A 17,425-nucleotide genomic window follows, 5' to 3' on the forward strand; every position below is an offset into this window, starting at 1 on the left:
GGCTGAGACCTGTGGAGTGACCGATGAAGCCAAGCTGGCGTCTCGCTTTCAGCCCCGTCCTCCTGGCCGGCCTTGTTCTGTTGGTCAGCCTCGTTCTTCCCGGCAATTCCGCCCATGCGCAAACGGGGCGCAAGCCCGCCCGGATCGGCTGGATTTCCCTGTTTCCGCTGGCTCAGGTCGAGAGCTATCTTGGCGCCTTCCGAAGCGGCCTCGCGGCCGAAGGCTATATCGAGGGCCGGAACATCGAAGTCCTCGCGCACTCGGCCGACGGGAATCCGGAACGGCTATCGGCCGTCGTCGACGAGCTCATCGGCCTCAGGCCCGATGTGATCATCGCTCAAGGCACGGCCATTTTCGGCCTGCGGGGGCTGACCGAGATCCCCGTCGTCTATGGCTTCAGCGGCGACCCCGTCGCGGCTGAACTCACCGACAGCCTGGCCCGCCCAAGCCGGAACCTGACGGGCGTCAGCTTCATGGCGATCGAGTTGAACGAGAAGCGGCTCGATCTCCTGCGGATGGCCGCGCCACAGGCCAGGAGGGTCGTCCTCATGGGCGACCCCGTCCATCCCGGCGCCGCGCTCGAAATCGCCGCGTCCCAGGCCATGGCACGCCAGCTCGGGATGGAGCTTCGGTGGGTTCCGACGCGCAATGTCCAGGAGGTCGGCGACCTGCTTGCAAGCCTCGCCGGGCATCCGCCGGACGCGCTCGTGGTGCTGCCTGACAGCGTCATGCTGCAGAGCCAGAAGCAGATTGCCGCGTTCGCCTCGGCGCACCGGATCCCCGCCCTATCCGGCTGGAGCACGTTTGCCCGCAGTGGCGGGCTCCTGACCTTCGGTCCTCGCCTCGAGGAGAGCTTCAAGAGGCTGGCCTATTATGCCGCTCGCATCCTCAAGGGAGCCAAGCCCTCCGAGCTGCCGGTTGAACGATCCTCCGAGTTCGAACTCGTGCTCAACCTCAGGACGGCAAGGCAGATCGGTCTGATCATACCCGATGCCTTGATCGCCCTGGCCGACGAAATCATCGACTGATCTCGCAGCGAGGCTGCCACGCAGGTGAGGCCGACCCGAAGCGGGCACGTGCCGATGCGCGTGGCAAGACTGCAACGGCTCCCGGCCGTATCAAGGGCCGCGTCGTATATCCCCTGAAGCCGCTTTGAAAATCGACAGTTGCACCGGACTATGCTGAGCTTGTCGCTGTCGGGTCGCGGGGGCTTGAGTCGCCATGAGAAGTCAGGCCTTGCTCGCGCTGGCGTTGGGGGCCGCCCTGTCGGGCTGCGCCAATTCCGTGCTGATTGATATTCCCGACGGCATCAACGCCCCGACCGGGCCGATCAAGTACTCGGTCGAGAAACTCGGCCTCTACAGCCATCTCCTGAAGATCCACACCAAGCGCGAGTTTGACGAGCCGCGCGCCTCGGTGGTGCTGCGCATGGATTCCTTCGCGAACCGCTATGCGTCGACGATCTGTCCATACGGTTTCGACTTCAACGACAATTCCGATCCGCCGGGCGGCCTGACCGACCGCCTGCTGCAGACCCAGAAAACCTATTCCTTCACCTGCTTCTGAGGCCGGGCAGAAGGCGGCGCCCCCCTGCCCGGCCGATAGCATCAGAGCGTTCTGGCGCTCTTCACCCCGAAATAGCAGATGCCTTCGCCGGGCTTGGCCGTCGTGCTCGGGAAGATGATGTAGCCGGCTTCCGGCGCGGTCACGGCCGCGCCATTGGCGCGGCGCGCGATCACCTGGCCCTTGGCGAGCGCGTCGCCGGTCTTCCAGTCGCCCTCGACCTTGTCGCCCTCGGCTTCGCAGATGATCACCTGCGTGATGTGGATGACGGTCCGGCCAGCGGTTGAAGGCGCCGGGGCATCGATCAGGCCGAGATGGGCGAGCGCGTTCAGGATCGCGGCATAGCCGATCTCGATCGAGGCCGGGTCGTCATGCGAGCCGCATTCGAGCGTCACGCCATAGCCGCCGGCAAAGCGCATATATTCGGTCGTGCCATAGCCTTCGGTGACCGAGAGGCGCGGCAGGTTCAGCTCCTCGCGGGCCGCGATCAGCCTGGCGTAATTGTCGAGCCAGCCATGGATCACCACCGGCACGCCGAGGCAGGCGGCAAAGGCGCCCTCGGCCTGCGCCTGGCGGAACGGCTCGAGCTCGCCCCGGTTGTCCTCGGGTCCGAAGAAGACGAAGGGCTCGCCCTCGCCCCGGAAGGAATGCACATCGAGCAGGACCTCATGCTGGCGCAGCAGCGCGCAGATGTGGTTGCCGATCCGGTCCTCGTAATTCGCCGGCAGCGGCTTCTCGCGCATGTCGCGGTTGAGGTTGCGGTCGCCCTCGCGGGTCTTCAGCCGGTAGGCCTTGGGGTTGGCGATCGGCAGGAAGGTGACCTCGCCGCGGCGAATGACCAGCTTGCCGGAGCGGCACTCCTCGATGATCCGGCGGATGGCGTTGGGTCCGCAGGTCTCGTTGCCATGGACGGCGCCGAGCACGATCAGTTTTGGGCCGGCGTTGAGGCCGGTGAAGCGGATGCTCTCGAGCGGGCCCTCATCGAGGCCAGCAGCGGCCTGAGCCGGGGCGGAATGGTTTGGCATGGGCTTGGCCATGGGTCTTGTCCTTCGGATGATCAATAATGCTGACGCGGTTAGATCATCGGACTGGAAATCGTATCCGGTCCGACGATCTAGTCCTTTGTGTTTGCATCGGCTTTGTCCCGAAAACCGCAATCCACTTTTCGGGCCGATGCTTAGGCCGCTCAGACCAGTTCTGCGGCCCTGATGCAGCGGACCTCGTGCGGGACTGCGTGCGCGCCACCGATCGAGGCCAGCGGCGGCGTCGGCAGGGCGCGGCAGCCCTCCCGCATCTCGGGGCAGCGCGGGTGGAAGCGGCAGCCGGAGGGCGGCTCCAGCGGGTTCGGCACCTCGCCCGACATTTTTACCGCCAGCCCGTGGTTGAACGGGTCGGGGATCGCGGCGATCAGCGCGCGCGTATAGGGGTGGCGCGGCTCAGTGAAGATCGTGTGCCAGTCGCCGGTCTCGACGATCCGGCCGAGATACATCACCGCGACGCGGTCGCTCATATGCTCGACCACACCGAGATCATGGCTGATCATGATGTAGGAGAGCGAGAGCGTGTCCTTGAGCTCGAGCAGCAGGTTGATGATCTGCGCCCGGATCGAGACGTCGAGCGCCGAGACCGGTTCGTCCAGCACCACGATCTTCGGCTTCAGGATCAGCGCACGCGCGATGCCGATGCGCTGGCGCTGGCCGCCGGAGAATTCATGCGGATAGCGCTCGGCCTGCTCCGCCCGCAGGCCGACATGGCGCATGATCTCGGCGATGCGGTCGTCGACCTCGCTCTTCGTCGTCACGCCATGCATGCGCAGCGGCGTTTCCAGCGTCCGGCGCACCGACTGGCGCGGGTTCAGCGAGGAATACGGGTCCTGGAACACCATCTGCGCGATGCGGGCGCGGGCCTTGCGGTCGACGCCGGGCGCCGCGATGTCCTGCCCGTCGAGAATGACGCGGCCGCGCGTCGGCGCCTGCAGGCCGAGGATCGAGAGCGCCAGCGTCGATTTTCCGCAGCCGGATTCCCCGACGAGCCCAAGGCATTCGCCCTTGCGCAGCACGAGATCGACACCGTCGACGGCATGGACGGTGCGGCGCTTGCCACCGAACAGCCCGCCGCCGAGATCGAACTTCACCTCGAGGTCCTCGACCTTGAGGATGGTCTGGTCGCCCGTGTCACTCATGATGATGGCACCTCACCAGGCCGTCCTGCGGCAACGGCGTCACTCCGGGATCCTGCGCCACGCAGATCTCGGTCCTGGCATAGCAGCGCGGGTTGAAGCGGCACCCGTCAGGAAAAGCCGTCACCGCCGGCACGACGCCGGTGATCTCCTTGAGCTTGTGGCGGCCATGGCGGGCGCGCGCACCCAGCAGCGGCAAGGAGGCGACGAGGCCCTTGGTATAGGGGTGGCTCGGCGTGCGAAAAACCTCCTGCGCCGGGCGCTGCTCGACGAGGCGGCCGGCATACATCACGCCGACGCGGGCGCACATATTGGCGATCAGGCCGAGATCATGGCTGATCATCAGCACCGCCGTGCCCTGCGCCGCCGAGAGATCGCGGATCAGGTCGAKGATCTCGGCCTGGACGGTGACGTCGAGCGCCGTCGTCGGCTCGTCGGCCAAGAGCAGGTCCGGCCGGCAGGCGAGCGCGATCGCGATCATCACGCGCTGGCGCATGCCGCCCGAAAGCTGGTGCGGAAAATCCTTGACGCGCCGGTCCGGCGCCGGGACGCGGACATTGGCGAGCGCCTCGACCGCCTTGGCTTCAGCCTCGTGCCAGGTCGCGCCCTTGTGCAGCACGAACATCTCGGCGATCTGGCGCCCGACCGGCGAAAGCGGGTTCAGCGCCGTCATCGGTTCCTGGAAGATCATCGAGATGGCGTTGCCGCGCAGCTTGCGCATCTCGCCCGCCGAGAGGTTCTGGATCTCGCGGCCCTTGAAGCGGATTGTGCCGCCGCCGATCGCGAGCGGATGCCTGAGCAGGCCGATCAGCGAGAGCGCGGTGATGCTCTTGCCGCAGCCGGACTCGCCGACGAGGCCGAGCGTCTCGCCGCGGCCGATGGTGAAGGAGACATCCTTCACCGCCGGGAAGCGCCTCGCACCGACGATCAGGTCGAGCCGCAGGTTCTCGACTTCGAGAAGCGCCTCGCCACTCATGCCCGTCCCATTCATGCGCGTCGCGCCCGTGACTGCGGATCGAGGATGTCGCGCAGGCCGTCGCCGAGCAGGTTCAGCCCGAGCACGGTGACGAAGATCGCCAGGCCCGGGAAGACCGAGATCCAGGGCGCGGTGGTGATCTGGTCGCGCGCATCCGAGAGCATGCTGCCCCAGCTCGGGAAGGGCGGACGGATGCCGAGCCCGAGGAAGGAGAGCGCGGCCTCGGCCAGCACCGCGCCGCCCATGCCGAGCGTGCCGATGACGATGATCGGCCCCAGGATATTGGGCAGGATCTGCGTCACCATGATGCGGATATCGCTGTAGCCCAGCACCTTGGCGGCCTGGACATAGCCCTGGTTCTTGAGCGAGAGCGTCGAGGCGCGCGAGAGCCGGCAGGTATAGGACCAGTTGGTCAGGCCGAGCGCGATCAGGAGGCTGGTCAGGCCGGGGCTCAGGATCGCCATGATCGCCAGCGCGAAGATCAGCGAGGGGATCGCCAGCATCATGTTGGTCAGGCCGCTGACCAGATCGTCCCACCAGCCGCCCCAATAGCCGGCCGACAAGCCGAGTGCGACGCCGATCACCGTGTTGATCAGCTGCGAGACGATGCCGACCGTCAGCGAGATGCGGGCGCCGTGCAGCACGCGGCTGTAGATGTCGCGCCCCTGCGCATCGGTGCCGAACCAGAATTCGCTGCCGGGCGGAACCTCGGCATTCATCAGGTTGGCGTCCATGACCGGGTCGGTATGGGCGAGGAACGGGGCGAAGGTACCGGCGACGACGACGGCCGCGAACAGCACGCCCCCGATCACGAGATTGGCTCTGAATTTCATCGGCACCCTCAGGTGTATCTGATGCGGGGGTCGATGATCGCGGCGAGAACGTCCACGAGCATGTTGACCAGCAGGAAGAACAGCACGATCACCAGGATGCAGCCCTGCACCACCGGGATATCGCGCAGCGAGACGCTGTCGACGAGCAGCGAGCCGAGGCCCGGCCAGGCGAAGAGCTTTTCGACCACGACGGCCTGGCCGATCACCGAGCCGAATTGCAGGCCGACGGTGGTGAGCACGATGACGAGCGCATTGCGCGCCAGGTGCCATTGCACGACGCGGCGCTCGCTCATGCCCTTGGACCGGGCGGTGCGGACGAAATCGGCATTCATGATCTCGAGCACGGAGGCGCGCGTGGTGCGGGCCAGCAGGGCGAGCGGGGCGACGCCGAGCGCAATCGAGGGCAGGATCAGGTTCTTCATCGCGCCGTCGCCATAGCCGAAGCTCGGCAGCCAGCCCAGGGTCAGCGCGAAGAGATACATCAGCATCAGGCCGAGCCAGAACTTTGGCAGGGAGAGGCCGGAAACGGCGGCCACCATCGAGACCATGTCGATCCAGCTGCCCGGCCGCAGCGCCGCCAGAAACCCCAGGGGGACGCCGATCGCGATCGCAAACAGCATCGAGGCGAAGGCGAGTTGGAGCGTCGGCCAGAGACGTTCGGCAATCAGGTGCCAGACCGGCTGGCGGGTGCGGAACGAGGTGCCGAGATCGAGCGTCACCAATTGCCCGATATATTTCACGAACCGGGTCGCGACGGGCTGGTCGAGCCCGAATTGCTGGTTCATGCGGGAGACGGCTTCCGCATCCATGACGGTGCGTCCGTCAGCCATCTGGCTGGAGGCGAAGCTGCCGGGGATGACGCTGAACAGTAGGAAGATCAGCGCCGCAACGGCAAGCAGAATCGGGATCGCCTGCAGCAGGCGCCGAAAGACATAAGACAGCATGCAGAACTCCTGGCCACGAACCCTTGGCCGCGAACTCTTGGCCGCGAACGCCCGGCAGCGAAGGCCGCCGGGCGCCGGGGTTTGGAGATTACTTCGCGGCCGGGGACGACGCGTCGACCCAGAGATCCTCGTAGTACTGCAGAGCGAGTTCCGTCGCGTTGGGCTGCAGGCCCTTCAGCCAGGGCTGATAGGCCATGACTGCCTTGTTGTAGTTGAAGAACCAGACCGGGGCGTCTTCATAGACGATGCCGTTGGCCTTCTTCAGCAGGTCGATGCGCTTGGCCGCATCGTCCGTCGCGGCGGCTTCGTCGATCAGCTTGTCGACGGCCGGGTTCTTGTAGGTGGTGTAGTTGCAGGCGCTCTGCGGGGTCGCGGAGTAGAAGCACTTCATCTGGGTCAGCGGATCGGGACCAGAGGTGTTCGACCAGATATAGGCCTGGAAATCACCCTTCGAGACGATGCCGCCGAGCGCCGAGCCTTCGACCGGCTTGATCTTCACCTTGACGCCGACCTTGGCCAGCATCGGGATCACGGCCTCGACGATCGGAACGCCCCAGCTCTCGTTCGGGGAAGCGGTCCATTCGAACTCGAAGCCATCGGGATAGCCGGCCTCGGTCAGGAGCTTCTTCGCCTTCTCCGGATTGAAGTCGTAGGGCTTCATGTCCTTGTCATAGGCCGGCGAGGAGAGCGGCAGCCAGCCGGTGGCGCGATAGGCCTTGTCGCGGACGAGGCGCTTGATGATCAGGTCGCTGTCGATCGCGTGATTGATCGCCTGGCGCACCCGCTTGTCGGAGAAGGGCTTGAAGTTCGGGTTCATGCCCATGTTGCGGGTGAAGACTTCCGCGACTTCGAGAATGCCCTTCTTCAGGTTCGGATCGGCCTGGTAGGCGACATATTGCGTCGGTCCCAGGATCGAGACGTCGATCTCCTTGTTGCGGAAGGCGATGTCGCGGGCAGCCGCCTCACCCATCGGCGAGATCACGACCTTGTCGGCATAGGGCTTGCCGGCCTGGTAGAACTTCTCCCAGCGCTCCAGCACCATGCGCGAGCCCGGAACATGCTCGACGAACTTGAACGGACCCAGACCGATCGGCTTGTTGAAGAAATCGGGTTCCTGCGCTTCCTTGGCCGGGAAGATCGAGGTGATCGCGGTGCGGAACAGGAAGCCGGGATCGGCCTTCTCGATCAGCGTGATCTCGAGGGTGAAATCATCGATCTTCTTCAGGCCGGAGATTTCCTTGGCCTCGCCCTTCTGGAATTCCTGGGCGCCCTTGACGCGCCGGACAAAGGCCGCGCCGGGATAGTTCTTCGTGGGATCCATCAGCCGGGTGTAGGTCCAGATGATGTCGTCAGCCGTCATCTTGCGGCCGTTATGGAAAAGCGCGTCGTCGCGCAGCTTGAAGGTGTGGACCGTGCCATCGGCGGAGGCGGTCACGCTCTTGGCGAGCTCCAGCACCGGCTTGTTGTTGGTCGAGTCCCACTTGTAGAGCGCGCGGTGCAGCGCGTTACCATAGATCTCGTCCTGGATCTGGTTCGAGACATGGCTGTCATTGCTGACGAAGGATGCGGCATAGGGCGCCGTGAAGCGGATCGTGCCGCCGCGGCGCGGTTCCTGCGCCTGGGCCGAGAACGCCATCGTCAGCGTCAGGGCAGTGGTCAAAGCCAGTCGTTTCAACACGTCAAATCCTCCCAAATTTCCCGTTGATCTTTTTGGTGGCGCCCCCCTTTTCAAGGGCGGCGCCGGTCAGTCCCGTACGGAACCTTACTTGGTTTTTCCGGTCTGTCTCCGTCGTCTAGCCGGCTGTCCCCGAGCAATTATCCGGTCAGGCATTCTGCGCGGCGCGGTCGAACACGACCTTGCCGTTCAGGATGGTGAGATCGCAGCGCGTGTCCTTCAGGATCTCTTCGGGCGCTGCGGTCAAAAGGTTGCGTGAGAACACGGCAACGTCGGCGAGATAGCCCGGCACGAGCCGGCCCTTCACGGCCTCCTGCTTCTGCGAGAAGGCGCCGAATTCGGTATAGGCCTGCAGCGCCTCGTCGATCGAGACGCACTGGGCCTCATCCATCACCGTGCCGCGCCAGGTCTTGCGGGTCAGCATGGTGTAGAAGTTCGGGAACGGATTGGGGTCGCAGACCGGTGCGTCGCTGCCCGTCGCCGGCTTCAGGCCGAGATCGAACCAGGTCCGCAAGGGGTAGCTCGACAGCGCCCGCTCCCGCCCGAGCACCTTCACATAGGCATCGCCGAAATCGTAGATGAAGACCTGCTGCGGGCAGGGATAGATGCCGGCCGCGACCATGCGTTCATGCTGCTCGGGCGTCGAGAAGCCGCAATGCTCGATGCGGTGGCGGCGGTCCGGATCGGGATGGGCGGCGAGCGCCTTCTCATAGGCCGTGATCAGCTGCTCGATCGCGGCATCGCCAATGGCGTGGCAGGCGAGCTGATAGCCCTTCACATGGGCGTCCATGACCTGGCGCTCGACATCCGCGTTCGAGCACATCTGCACGCCGGTGGTCTTGTCCTCGCCGAGATAGGGCGCGTTCATCCAGGCGGTGCGCCCGCCGGCCGAGCCGTCGAGGAAGAGCTTGACCGCGCCGACCATCAGCATGTCGTCGCCGGTGCCGGAGATCAGCCCGGCCTCGTAGCATTGCGGCACCACCGAGCGGCCTTCGTCGCCGAGCAGGGTCAGCCAGGTCCGCACCGGCAGGCGGCCGTCGCGCTTGGCGCGGTGATAGGCCGAGATCTCGCCGAAGGCGCCGCGCTGGCCGACCGCCGCATCCATGCAGCTGGTGATGCCGAGCGAGAGCAGGTAATTGCCGCCGCGTTCGATGCCGGTGACGAGGTCTTCCTCGGTCGGGCGCGGGATCGCGGCCCAGACCGGCGCGCGGGCGTTTTCCGCCAGCATGCCGGTGAGCCGACCGTTCTGCTGTTCGATCAGGCCGCCGGGCGGGGTCGGCGAGGCCTCGTCGATGCCCGCGAGCTCCAGCGCCATCGAATTGCAGATCGAGACATGGCCGCAGGTCCGGATCAGCATGACCGGATTGTTCGGCGCGGCGCGGTCGAGTTCCTCGCGATAGGGATGCCGGCCGGTATCGAGCTTGGTCTGGTCGTAGCCGCGCGACAGGATCCAGTCGCCGGGCTTGGTGCCGGCGGCACGCTTTGCGATGGCATCGAGCAGGGAGGCGAGATCGGGCGCGACCGCCGGGCGGGCGTCGACCCAGTCCATGGTCATGCCGAGCGAGACGAGGTGCAGGTGGGAATCGTTCAGGCCGGGCGTGGCGAGCCGGCCCTCGAGATCGATCACCTTGGTCCCGGGGCCGATCAGGGCGGCGATCTCGGCATCGCTGCCGGTGGCGAGCACCCTGCCCTGCCAGATCGCCAGGGCCTCGACGACCCCGTCCTCGCGGCCGCACCAGATCGGGCCGTTCCTGAGGACGAGATCGGCCTGCGGCCGGGCGCGGTGAGCCGGGGTTTGAGCGGAGAGCGTCATGGAAACTCCGAATTCATGTCAGGGCTTTAGTCCGAACGTCACGCCGGAGGCCAAAGCCCCCGGCTCGATCATCGGACCGGATTTCCTATTCGGTTCGATGATCTAACCTTCTGTGTTCGCATCGGTTTTCCCGAAAACCGCAATCCACTTTTCGGGCCGATGCTTTAGGCGCTAGATGTCGTCGAGCGGGAAGATCGGCCGGCGAACGCTCTTGTAGGGGCGCTCCTTGAAATTGCGCGTCGCCAGCGCGCCGGTATCGACCTCGACCACTTCGCGGGCGATCGGCTCGAAGGCGGCCCGGAAATGCTGCATCGACTTGACGATCACCGTCGATTTCCGCGTCGGGTCGACGCCGAGCGAGGTGAACTGCGCGAGGTCGGTCGCCTGGCCGTTATGGGTGATGATGACGAGCTCGACGCCGCCGATGCGCAGCATGACGCTGAGCCCGTAGCTGCGCCAGGCACCGCCGCCCATCGGGCCATAAGCGATGAAATGGCCGTCGGTGATCGAGACGACCCGGCCGGTGACCTCGAGCGGGCCGCCGCCCATGTTCGGATCGACCTTGCCGCCGAGCATCAGCGTCACGGTGTTGCCGACGCCGGCAGCCTGCGCCTGCAGCGCAGCCTCGCCGTCGCAGATCGCGTGGAAAGCGACATTCTCCAGGCCGGTGGCCAGGACCGCGCGCAGCAGGTTCGTGGCGTCGCCATAGGCGCCGGCGCCGGGATTGTCGGAATAATCGGAGATCACCAGCGGCTTGCCGGCCTTACCCTCGCCGTTCTGGCCCTCACCATTCTTCGCCTTCACCATGGCCTCGGCCACGGGCGTGAAATGGATCGAGGAGAAATGCCGCTGCTCCCAGGCATAATCCATCAGCTCTTCGGCGATGGCCTGGGCCTTGTTGCGGTCATTGGCGGTGACGACGACGGAGGGGCCGATATCGTGGACGTCGGCCGAGGAGAAGCCGGCCTGGACGCTGACGACCAGCGCCTCGCCCTTCGCCTCGAGCTCGTCGCCGCGGCGCAGCAGCTCCTTGAACGGGGGCGAGGTCGTGCGCCCGCCATCGAGAGCGTAGAGGATGGGCCGGCGGGCAACGGCGGCGGTCGGCGTGATCTCGCCATCCATCGCCTTCTGCAGCAGCTCGGCCGCCTGCCAGGTCCGCTCATACTGGTCGATATGCGGATAGGTCCGGTAGGAGATCAGCGCATTGGCGCTGTCGGCCATCAGCTGGGTGAGCGTCGCGTGCAGATCGAGCACCGCGACGACCGGAACGGAGGGGCCGACCTTGGCGCGGATGCGGGAGAGCAGCTCGCCCTCACCGTCATCGGAGCTTTCCGTCGCCATGGCGCCGTGGAGATGCAGCAGCACACCGTCGACGCCGGCGCAGGCCGCGACGATCTTGCCTGCGCATAGCTCGAAGGCCGCATCGGTGACGCGGCCTGAAGGGTTGGCATGGGCGACGATGGGGTGGGTCAGGCTCCAGCCGAACTTCTCGGCCGCCTCGAAGGCTGCGCCGAGCGATGTCCGCGTGCCGCTGAAAGCCGGGGGAATCTCGTTGTCGAGATAGAGGCCGGCGTTGCGAAAGACCTCTTCTCCGGTGAGCTGAACACTGAATGTGTTCGTCTCATGCATGAACTCTGCGACCAGAACGCGTCGTGCCATAATCCTCGTGTCCCTCCCGGACCCTTTTCGACTCTTTTTAACGGTCGTTCGGGTCTATGCCAGATGTGTATACAGCATGCGCTCCCTGCGTGGAGCGCCTGCCGTTCGTCGCAAGCGCGGCCTTAGGCCGCGCTGCGTCTGGACGAAATCGCCCAGACGCAGAAAACGTGATCGAACCTCATAGTCATGCGAAAAACCGTTGCCGCTTTTTCGCAGAATGCTCTAGGCCGCGCGGCTGCGCTCGATTTCGCCCTTGCCCGGGGTGCCGTCCTCGGCCCGCGCATAGGCCTTGCCGAAGCGGTTGGCGAGGAAGGAATCGAGCGTGATCTCTTCCTGGCGGACAAATCCCTGCTGCGGCAGCTTGCCCTGCGCCAGCATGTCCAGCACCGCGCAGATGCCCGAAGCGGTGGTGATCTGGATGGCGCTGCGCGTCACGCCGCCGACGGTCGCGCTGTAGACCTTGTTGGCATAGGTCTGCTGCAGCAGGCGGCCATCTTTCATGCCGCTGACGGTGACGAAGATCACCACGACGTCCTGCAGGGTGCTCGGCAGGGCGTTCTCAAAAATGTCCTTCAGCACGTCGCGGCGATCGGCCAGGCGCAGGTCCTGGAGCAGCGCCTTCATGATCGCGCAATGGCCGGGATAGCGAATCGTGCGGTAGTTCAGCGTCCGGACCTTGCCGGCCAGCGTCTCGCAGAGCGTGCCGAGGCCGCCAGAGGTGTTGAACGCCTCATAGGTGACGCCGTCGAGCGAGAATTCCTCGCGCTCTTCCATCGCCGGGACGAGGGTCAACTCGCCGTTGACGACCGCTTCGCAGGGTTCGCAATACTCGTTGATGACCCCGTCCGTGCTCCAGGTCAGGTTGTAGTTGAGCGCGTTGGAGGGGTATTGCGGCAGGGCGCCGACGCGCAGCCTGAGGCTGTCGAGCGTGTCGAAATCACGCGCCAGATCGGCGGCGACGATCGAGATGAAGCCCGGCGCCAGGCCGCATTGCGGAATGAGGGCTGCCTTCGCCGTCTTGGCGAGTTCCTTGACGCGCCTCGTGCTGGCGACATCCTCGGTCAGGTCGAGATAATGGACGCCAAGCGGGGCCGCGACTTCGGCGATCCGCGTCGTCAGATCGAAGGGGGCTGCGCTCAGCACGGCGAAACGGCCTTCGAGCAGGGCGGTCAGCGCCTCCTTGTCGGCGATATCGACCTTGCGGGTCGAAACCGTGGCGCTGGTGCGGATGCCGGCGAGCTGCGCCTCGGAGCGGTCGGCGACCGTGACGCGGTAATCCCCGCTGCTGCCGAGCATGTCGGCGATGGTCTGGCCGATCTTACCCGCGCCAATAACGACGATTTCCTTCATTGTGGCGCTCCGTGCGTTCGTTGATGTCCTATGCTGGCTGACGATTTCGTCGAATAGAAGCGGCCATCACGACGATTCATATGGGATTTTACGGCGATCTGCCGTAAGTACTCAGCATCATGCCGATCGACCGCACAGACAGACAGCTCCTTATCCTGCTGACCGAGAACGCCCGGGCGCCGGTGGCCGAGCTCGGCCGCCAGCTCGGCCTCTCACGCACGACGGTGCAAAGCCGGATCGAACGGCTGGAGCGGCGCGGCGTCATCACCGGCTACACGGCGCGGCTCTCCGACGAGCATGAGCGCGGGCAGGTCAAGGCCCATGTCCTGATCACCGCACTGACCAAGCTCGCTCCCAGGGTCGAGGCGGAACTGCGCCGCATTCCGGAGGTCCGGACCCTTCATTCGGTCAGCGGTCATTTCGACATGATCGCGATCGTGATCGCGCCGTCGATCGGCGAACTCGACGAGCTGATCGACCGGATCGGCGCGCTCGACGGTGTCGAGCGGACGATGTCGTCGATCATTCTCTCGACCCGCGTCGAGCGCTGAGCCCTCGCCTGCTCCCGGTAATCGCGCGCTCGTATCCCGCCACAATCAGGCGTACACTCACGACCAGGGGAAAACTGCGGTGGGAGAAGAAGATGGCAGGTGACGACCGTCGGCCACGCGTCTGGCATGACGTACACAGCGTGCAGGAGGCCCCGCGCGAAAGGCAGAAGGCCAGCGGGCGAATCGCAGCTGAAGAGGCTGCGGCACGCAAGAAGATCGAGGCCTTGCGGGCGCAGCGGCTGGCGAAGGAAGCAACTGAGCCGCCGCCCGAGCCCAAGCCGGCTGCACGCAGCAAGCCGAAGGCGACAGCGCCCTAGGACTGACTCGAACGGCAGCAGGGCCGTCATCCGGACGCCCGGGAGTTACGAGATTCGGCCCCGGATCCATCGAACGCCGCAGGGCGTTGCGACGGATCCGGGGTCTTTGTTTGTGCCGGAACGGCGCCCCCAATGCAGAGCGCCGATTCGCCGAGGCGTTCAGGCCTGGTCGAGCCAGGCGGTGAGCAGGCCGATATCGGCCTGCGACAGGCCATGGCCCGCCGGTAGGATGCGGTGCTCGACCGTCGCGCCATTGCCCGACAGAGTCGCGGCAAGCCGTGCGGCGTCGGCGGCCGGAATGATCGGGTCCTGCGCTCCCGACAGCATCAGCACGCGTTTGCCGGCGAGATCGGCCTTTGGTGGCTCCCGGAAGGGCGACATCGCCCGCAGCAGCGCCGCCCCGGCCAGCACCTCTGGGCGCAGCAACAGCAGGCTCGCCGCGATATTCGCCCCGTTCGAGAAGCCGACGGCAATCGGCGCGGCAAGATCATAGCGTCGGCGCGCATCCTCGATGAAATCCGCCAGCTCATGGGTGCGGCGGCTCAGATCGGCCTCGTCGAAGACGCCTTCGGCGAGCCTGCGGAAGAAACGGGGCATCGTGCCTTCCAGCACCTGGCCGCGCGGCGAGAGCAAGGCGGCGCCGGGCGCGACCATGCGGCCGAGCGGCAGCAGGTCATGCTCGTTGCCGCCGGTGCCATGGAGCAGCAGCAGGGGCTTGCGGGCGGTATCGCTGCCCGGCTCGAACGCATGGATGAAGGGTGTGGTCGCGACGGCGTCCAGCATGGGTCACTCCTCGATAATGCAGGGGACGGCCCTGCCCCGTCAGCGCGGCGAGGCAGGGCGTCTTGTTTGGTCAGGTGTCGTCAGGCGAGTTCCGGCAGCACGGCCTCGATACGGCTGCGCTGCGCCTCGTATTGCGGCGGCAGCTTCAGCGCCTGGCCGAGGCTCTCGCTCGCCTCGTCGATGCCGAAGCCCGGCGCGTCGGTGGCGATCTCGAACAGGACCCGGCCGGGCTCGCGGAAATAGACAGAGCGGAAATAGTTCCGGTCCCGCTGCTCCGTGGCGCGGATGCCATGGTTCTCCTTTAGGCGGCGCACCATCGCTTCCTGCTCGGCATCACCCGCCGCCCGGAAGGCGATATGGTGCACCGAGCCGGCCCCCTGGCGTGCCGGCAGGAAGCCACCGGCGGTGCGCAGATCGACAATCCCGCCGCATGCCGCGCCCTCAGTCCGGAAGCGGGTCACGCTGCCTTCCCTCGCGATCTCGGCAAAGCCGAAGATGTCACTGAGGATCGCACCGGTCGGCGCCGCATCCTCGAGCAGCAGGCTGACGGAGTGGAAGCCGCGGATCGCATGCTCGGCCGGAATCGCGCCGCCCGTCCAGGCCGGCTCGGCGGCAATGCCGGGCAGGCCGATCAGGGCAAGCCGCATCCCGTCCGGATCCCGGAAGGGCAGCACGGTGTCGCCGAAGCGCTTCTGCGGCGCCTCATGGGCGACGCCAAGCTCGACGAAGCGATGCGTCCAGTAGCCGATTGCCCCCTCCGGCACGCGGAAGGCGGTTTCCTGGGTCTCGCCGACGCCGAGCCGGCCCGGAGCGGCGTGCTCCCAGGGGAAGAAGGTCAGGATCGTGCCGGGCGAGCCGCCCTCGTCGCCGTAATAGAGATGATAGCTGCTCGGATCGTCGAAATTGACGGTCTTCTTGACCAGGCGCAGCCCCAGCACGCGACCGTAGAAATCAAGATTGCGGCGCGCGGGGCCGGAAATGGCGGTGACGTGGTGGATGCCGTTGATCTGCATGGCCTGTCCTCCGAAAGGGCTTGAGGCGGGGCGCCTCGTTCCGGCCAAAGATCGGAGTGCGGCAGGCAAAGCACCAGCCCGGTATCATTGCACGGAAGCAATGAACGTCTTGGCATCTAACAATTTGCATTGCGCCGGAGAGAGGGCATTTTCAGTGCCGAGACCAACCCGGTCCCCTGCTTCTGGAGATGCAATCATGATCGACAATCGCCTCGCCCCTTACGGCGCCCTCGGCCTGCGTGTCGCGCTCGGCCTGATGTTCATCGCCMATGCCTATCTCAAGCTCGCCGTGTTCACTCCCGCAGGCTTCGCCGGCTTTCTGGGCCAGGTCGGCTTGCCCGGCTTCCTCGCCTGGCCGATCATCCTGGCCGAGTTCATTGGCGGCGTCGCCATCCTGACCGGCTTCTACGGCCGTCTCGTCTCGCTGGCACTGCTGCCGGTCCTGCTGGGTGCCCTGATGGTGCATGCTCCGAATGGCTGGCTCTTCACCGCGGCCAATGGCGGCTGGGAATATCCCGCCTTCCTGGCGCTGACGGCGCTGGCCCACGGCCTGATCGGCGACGGCGCCCTGGCCCTGCGCCCTGTGCGCTTCAGCCCCCGCGCTGCGGTCGCCACCGCCTGAGCGCAGTCGACTATCGGTGAGCGCGGCCCAAGGGCCCGCGCCACGTCTTCCCGATCGCCGCCGCATGGCTTACAGCATCCGACCGGGCATCCGGCCGGATGCTGTAGCGCATTGTTCTTGCATCGGCTTCTTCCGAAAACCGGTATCCAATTCCCGGGCCGATGCTCTGGCGCCATGACGGCGGCGGACGCATGAAAGGACGAAAAGCGGATGAGCGGCACGAGCAAGACCCTCGCCTGGGACGATTTCCGGCTGATCAAGGCGATCGCCGAAGCCCGCGCCCTGCCGGCCGCCGCCAGCCTGATCGGCCTGAACCATTCCACGGTGTTTCGCCGCCTCGGCCAGATCGAGGACGGGCTCGGCCTGAAACTGTTCGAGCGGCACCGCAGCGGCTATGTGCCGACGCCCGCCGGCGAGGAAATGGTGCAGCTCGCCGGGCGGCTGGACGAGGACATTACCGCCTTCACCCGCAAGCTCGCCGGGCAGGAAATCCAGCCCGCCGGCGAATTGCGCGTCACCACCAACGACACCCTGCTGGTCGACCTGCTGACCCCGGTCTTCGCGGCCTTCCTGCAGCAATGTCCCGAGATCCGCCTCGACATCCTGCTCAGCAACCAGGCGCTCAACCTTTCCAAGCGCGACGCCGATGTCGCGATCAGGGCGACCGATAATCCGCCCGAGACCCTGGTCGGCCGGCGCGGCGCCCGCATCGCCTGGGCGCTCTACGGGCTGGCGAGCCGCTTCCMGCCCGATGCCGATACCAGCATGGAGACGCTCCGGGACCAGAACTGGATTTCGCTCGGCGACCAGTTCGCCTGGCTGAAGGCCGTCCGCTTCCTGCAGGATTACGTGCCGCCGGAGCGCATCGTCTACAAGGTCAACACGGTGCTCGGCCTGGCCGAGGCCGTCGAGGCGGGCATCGGCATCGGCTTCCTGCCCTGCTTCATTGCAGACACCAAGCCGGCCCTCGTCCGCCTGGCGGCGCCCGATCCCGAATTCGCGGCCGATCTCTGGCTCTTGACCCATCCCGATCTCAGGCACTCGCCGCGCGTGCGGCTGTTCCTCGATTTCATGGCGGCCGAGATCGGCCGGATGAAGCCGCTGATCGAAGGCGAGCGGGCCGTCGCGGCGCGCGGCGGCTGAGCCG

Annotated in this window: 17 protein-coding genes; 6 read left to right on the top strand and 11 right to left on the bottom strand. The window is 66.1% G+C overall.

Features of this window, described 5'->3' with window-relative positions; all coding sequences use genetic code 11:
- Positions 1-23 precede the first annotated feature (23 nt).
- Both AC1DIO_RS05135 and AC1DIO_RS05140 read left to right on the top strand, forming a co-directional pair.
- Positions 24-1,028 carry an ABC transporter substrate-binding protein gene (locus AC1DIO_RS05135; RefSeq protein ID WP_441504731.1) on the top strand — a complete coding sequence of 335 codons (1,005 nt, stop codon included), beginning with the start codon at positions 24-26 and terminating at the stop codon, positions 1,026-1,028.
- A gap of 193 nt (positions 1,029-1,221) precedes the next feature.
- Entirely contained in the window at positions 1,222-1,566 is a 345-nt protein-coding gene (locus tag AC1DIO_RS05140; protein ID WP_441488667.1) for a hypothetical protein, read from the top strand.
- A 41-nt stretch (positions 1,567-1,607) separates the two neighbouring features.
- Here AC1DIO_RS05140 and AC1DIO_RS05145 read toward each other — a convergent pair whose 3' ends face one another.
- From AC1DIO_RS05145 to AC1DIO_RS05185, 9 genes are all read right to left on the bottom strand, one after another.
- Complete coding sequence (locus AC1DIO_RS05145) at positions 1,608-2,600, bottom strand: succinylglutamate desuccinylase/aspartoacylase family protein (RefSeq protein ID WP_441504732.1); 993 nt, start codon at positions 2,598-2,600, stop codon at positions 1,608-1,610.
- A gap of 149 nt (positions 2,601-2,749) precedes the next feature.
- Complete coding sequence (locus tag AC1DIO_RS05150; RefSeq protein ID WP_441504733.1) at positions 2,750-3,745, bottom strand: ABC transporter ATP-binding protein; 996 nt, start codon at positions 3,743-3,745, stop codon at positions 2,750-2,752.
- Positions 3,738-4,718 (bottom strand): ABC transporter ATP-binding protein, encoded by a 981-nt coding sequence (locus AC1DIO_RS05155; protein WP_476853219.1) that lies wholly within the window; start codon positions 4,716-4,718, stop codon positions 3,738-3,740. The genes AC1DIO_RS05150 and AC1DIO_RS05155 overlap by 8 nt, the downstream gene beginning before the upstream one ends.
- Before the next feature lie 11 nt (positions 4,719-4,729).
- Complete coding sequence (locus tag AC1DIO_RS05160) at positions 4,730-5,551, bottom strand: ABC transporter permease (RefSeq protein ID WP_441488670.1); 822 nt, start codon at positions 5,549-5,551, stop codon at positions 4,730-4,732.
- Between the two features lie 8 nt (positions 5,552-5,559).
- On the bottom strand, positions 5,560-6,495 hold the full coding sequence (locus AC1DIO_RS05165) for an ABC transporter permease (RefSeq protein ID WP_441504734.1): 936 nt from the start codon (positions 6,493-6,495) through the stop codon (positions 5,560-5,562).
- Between the two features lie 88 nt (positions 6,496-6,583).
- Positions 6,584-8,170, bottom strand: a complete 1,587-nt coding sequence (locus AC1DIO_RS05170; RefSeq protein ID WP_441504857.1) for an ABC transporter substrate-binding protein — start codon at positions 8,168-8,170, stop codon at positions 6,584-6,586.
- Positions 8,171-8,318: 148 nt separating this feature from the next.
- Positions 8,319-9,983, bottom strand: coding sequence for an amidohydrolase (locus AC1DIO_RS05175; RefSeq protein ID WP_441504735.1), 1,665 nt, complete (start codon positions 9,981-9,983; stop codon positions 8,319-8,321).
- Positions 9,984-10,154: 171 nt separating this feature from the next.
- Positions 10,155-11,642 carry a M81 family metallopeptidase gene (locus AC1DIO_RS05180; protein ID WP_441504736.1) on the bottom strand — a complete coding sequence of 496 codons (1,488 nt, stop codon included), beginning with the start codon at positions 11,640-11,642 and terminating at the stop codon, positions 10,155-10,157.
- 222 nt (positions 11,643-11,864) lie between these two features.
- On the bottom strand, positions 11,865-12,992 hold the full coding sequence (locus AC1DIO_RS05185; RefSeq protein WP_441488674.1) for a saccharopine dehydrogenase family protein: 1,128 nt from the start codon (positions 12,990-12,992) through the stop codon (positions 11,865-11,867).
- A gap of 119 nt (positions 12,993-13,111) precedes the next feature.
- Between AC1DIO_RS05185 and AC1DIO_RS05190 the strand changes: the two genes are divergently transcribed.
- Together AC1DIO_RS05190 and AC1DIO_RS05195 are read left to right on the top strand one after the other, a co-directional pair.
- Positions 13,112-13,543, top strand: a complete 432-nt coding sequence (locus AC1DIO_RS05190) for an Lrp/AsnC family transcriptional regulator (protein WP_043239300.1) — start codon at positions 13,112-13,114, stop codon at positions 13,541-13,543.
- A gap of 92 nt (positions 13,544-13,635) precedes the next feature.
- Complete coding sequence (locus AC1DIO_RS05195; protein ID WP_441488675.1) at positions 13,636-13,860, top strand: hypothetical protein; 225 nt, start codon at positions 13,636-13,638, stop codon at positions 13,858-13,860.
- Positions 13,861-14,019: 159 nt separating this feature from the next.
- On the opposite strand, the gene AC1DIO_RS05200 is transcribed toward AC1DIO_RS05195, so the two are convergent.
- Positions 14,020-14,643 carry an alpha/beta hydrolase gene (locus tag AC1DIO_RS05200; protein WP_441504737.1) on the bottom strand — a complete coding sequence of 208 codons (624 nt, stop codon included), beginning with the start codon at positions 14,641-14,643 and terminating at the stop codon, positions 14,020-14,022.
- An 80-nt stretch (positions 14,644-14,723) separates the two neighbouring features.
- Positions 14,724-15,656, bottom strand: a complete 933-nt coding sequence (locus AC1DIO_RS05205; protein ID WP_441504738.1) for a ring-cleaving dioxygenase — start codon at positions 15,654-15,656, stop codon at positions 14,724-14,726.
- Positions 15,657-15,852: 196 nt separating this feature from the next.
- Here AC1DIO_RS05205 and AC1DIO_RS05210 point away from each other — a divergent pair, with 196 nt between their 5' ends.
- Complete coding sequence (locus AC1DIO_RS05210) at positions 15,853-16,278, top strand: DoxX family protein (RefSeq protein ID WP_476853196.1); 426 nt, start codon at positions 15,853-15,855, stop codon at positions 16,276-16,278.
- A gap of 210 nt (positions 16,279-16,488) precedes the next feature.
- Complete coding sequence (locus tag AC1DIO_RS05215; protein WP_476853197.1) at positions 16,489-17,421, top strand: LysR family transcriptional regulator; 933 nt, start codon at positions 16,489-16,491, stop codon at positions 17,419-17,421.
- Positions 17,422-17,425 lie beyond the last annotated feature (4 nt).

The organism is Allobosea sp. 05T439 (assembly GCF_056396005.1).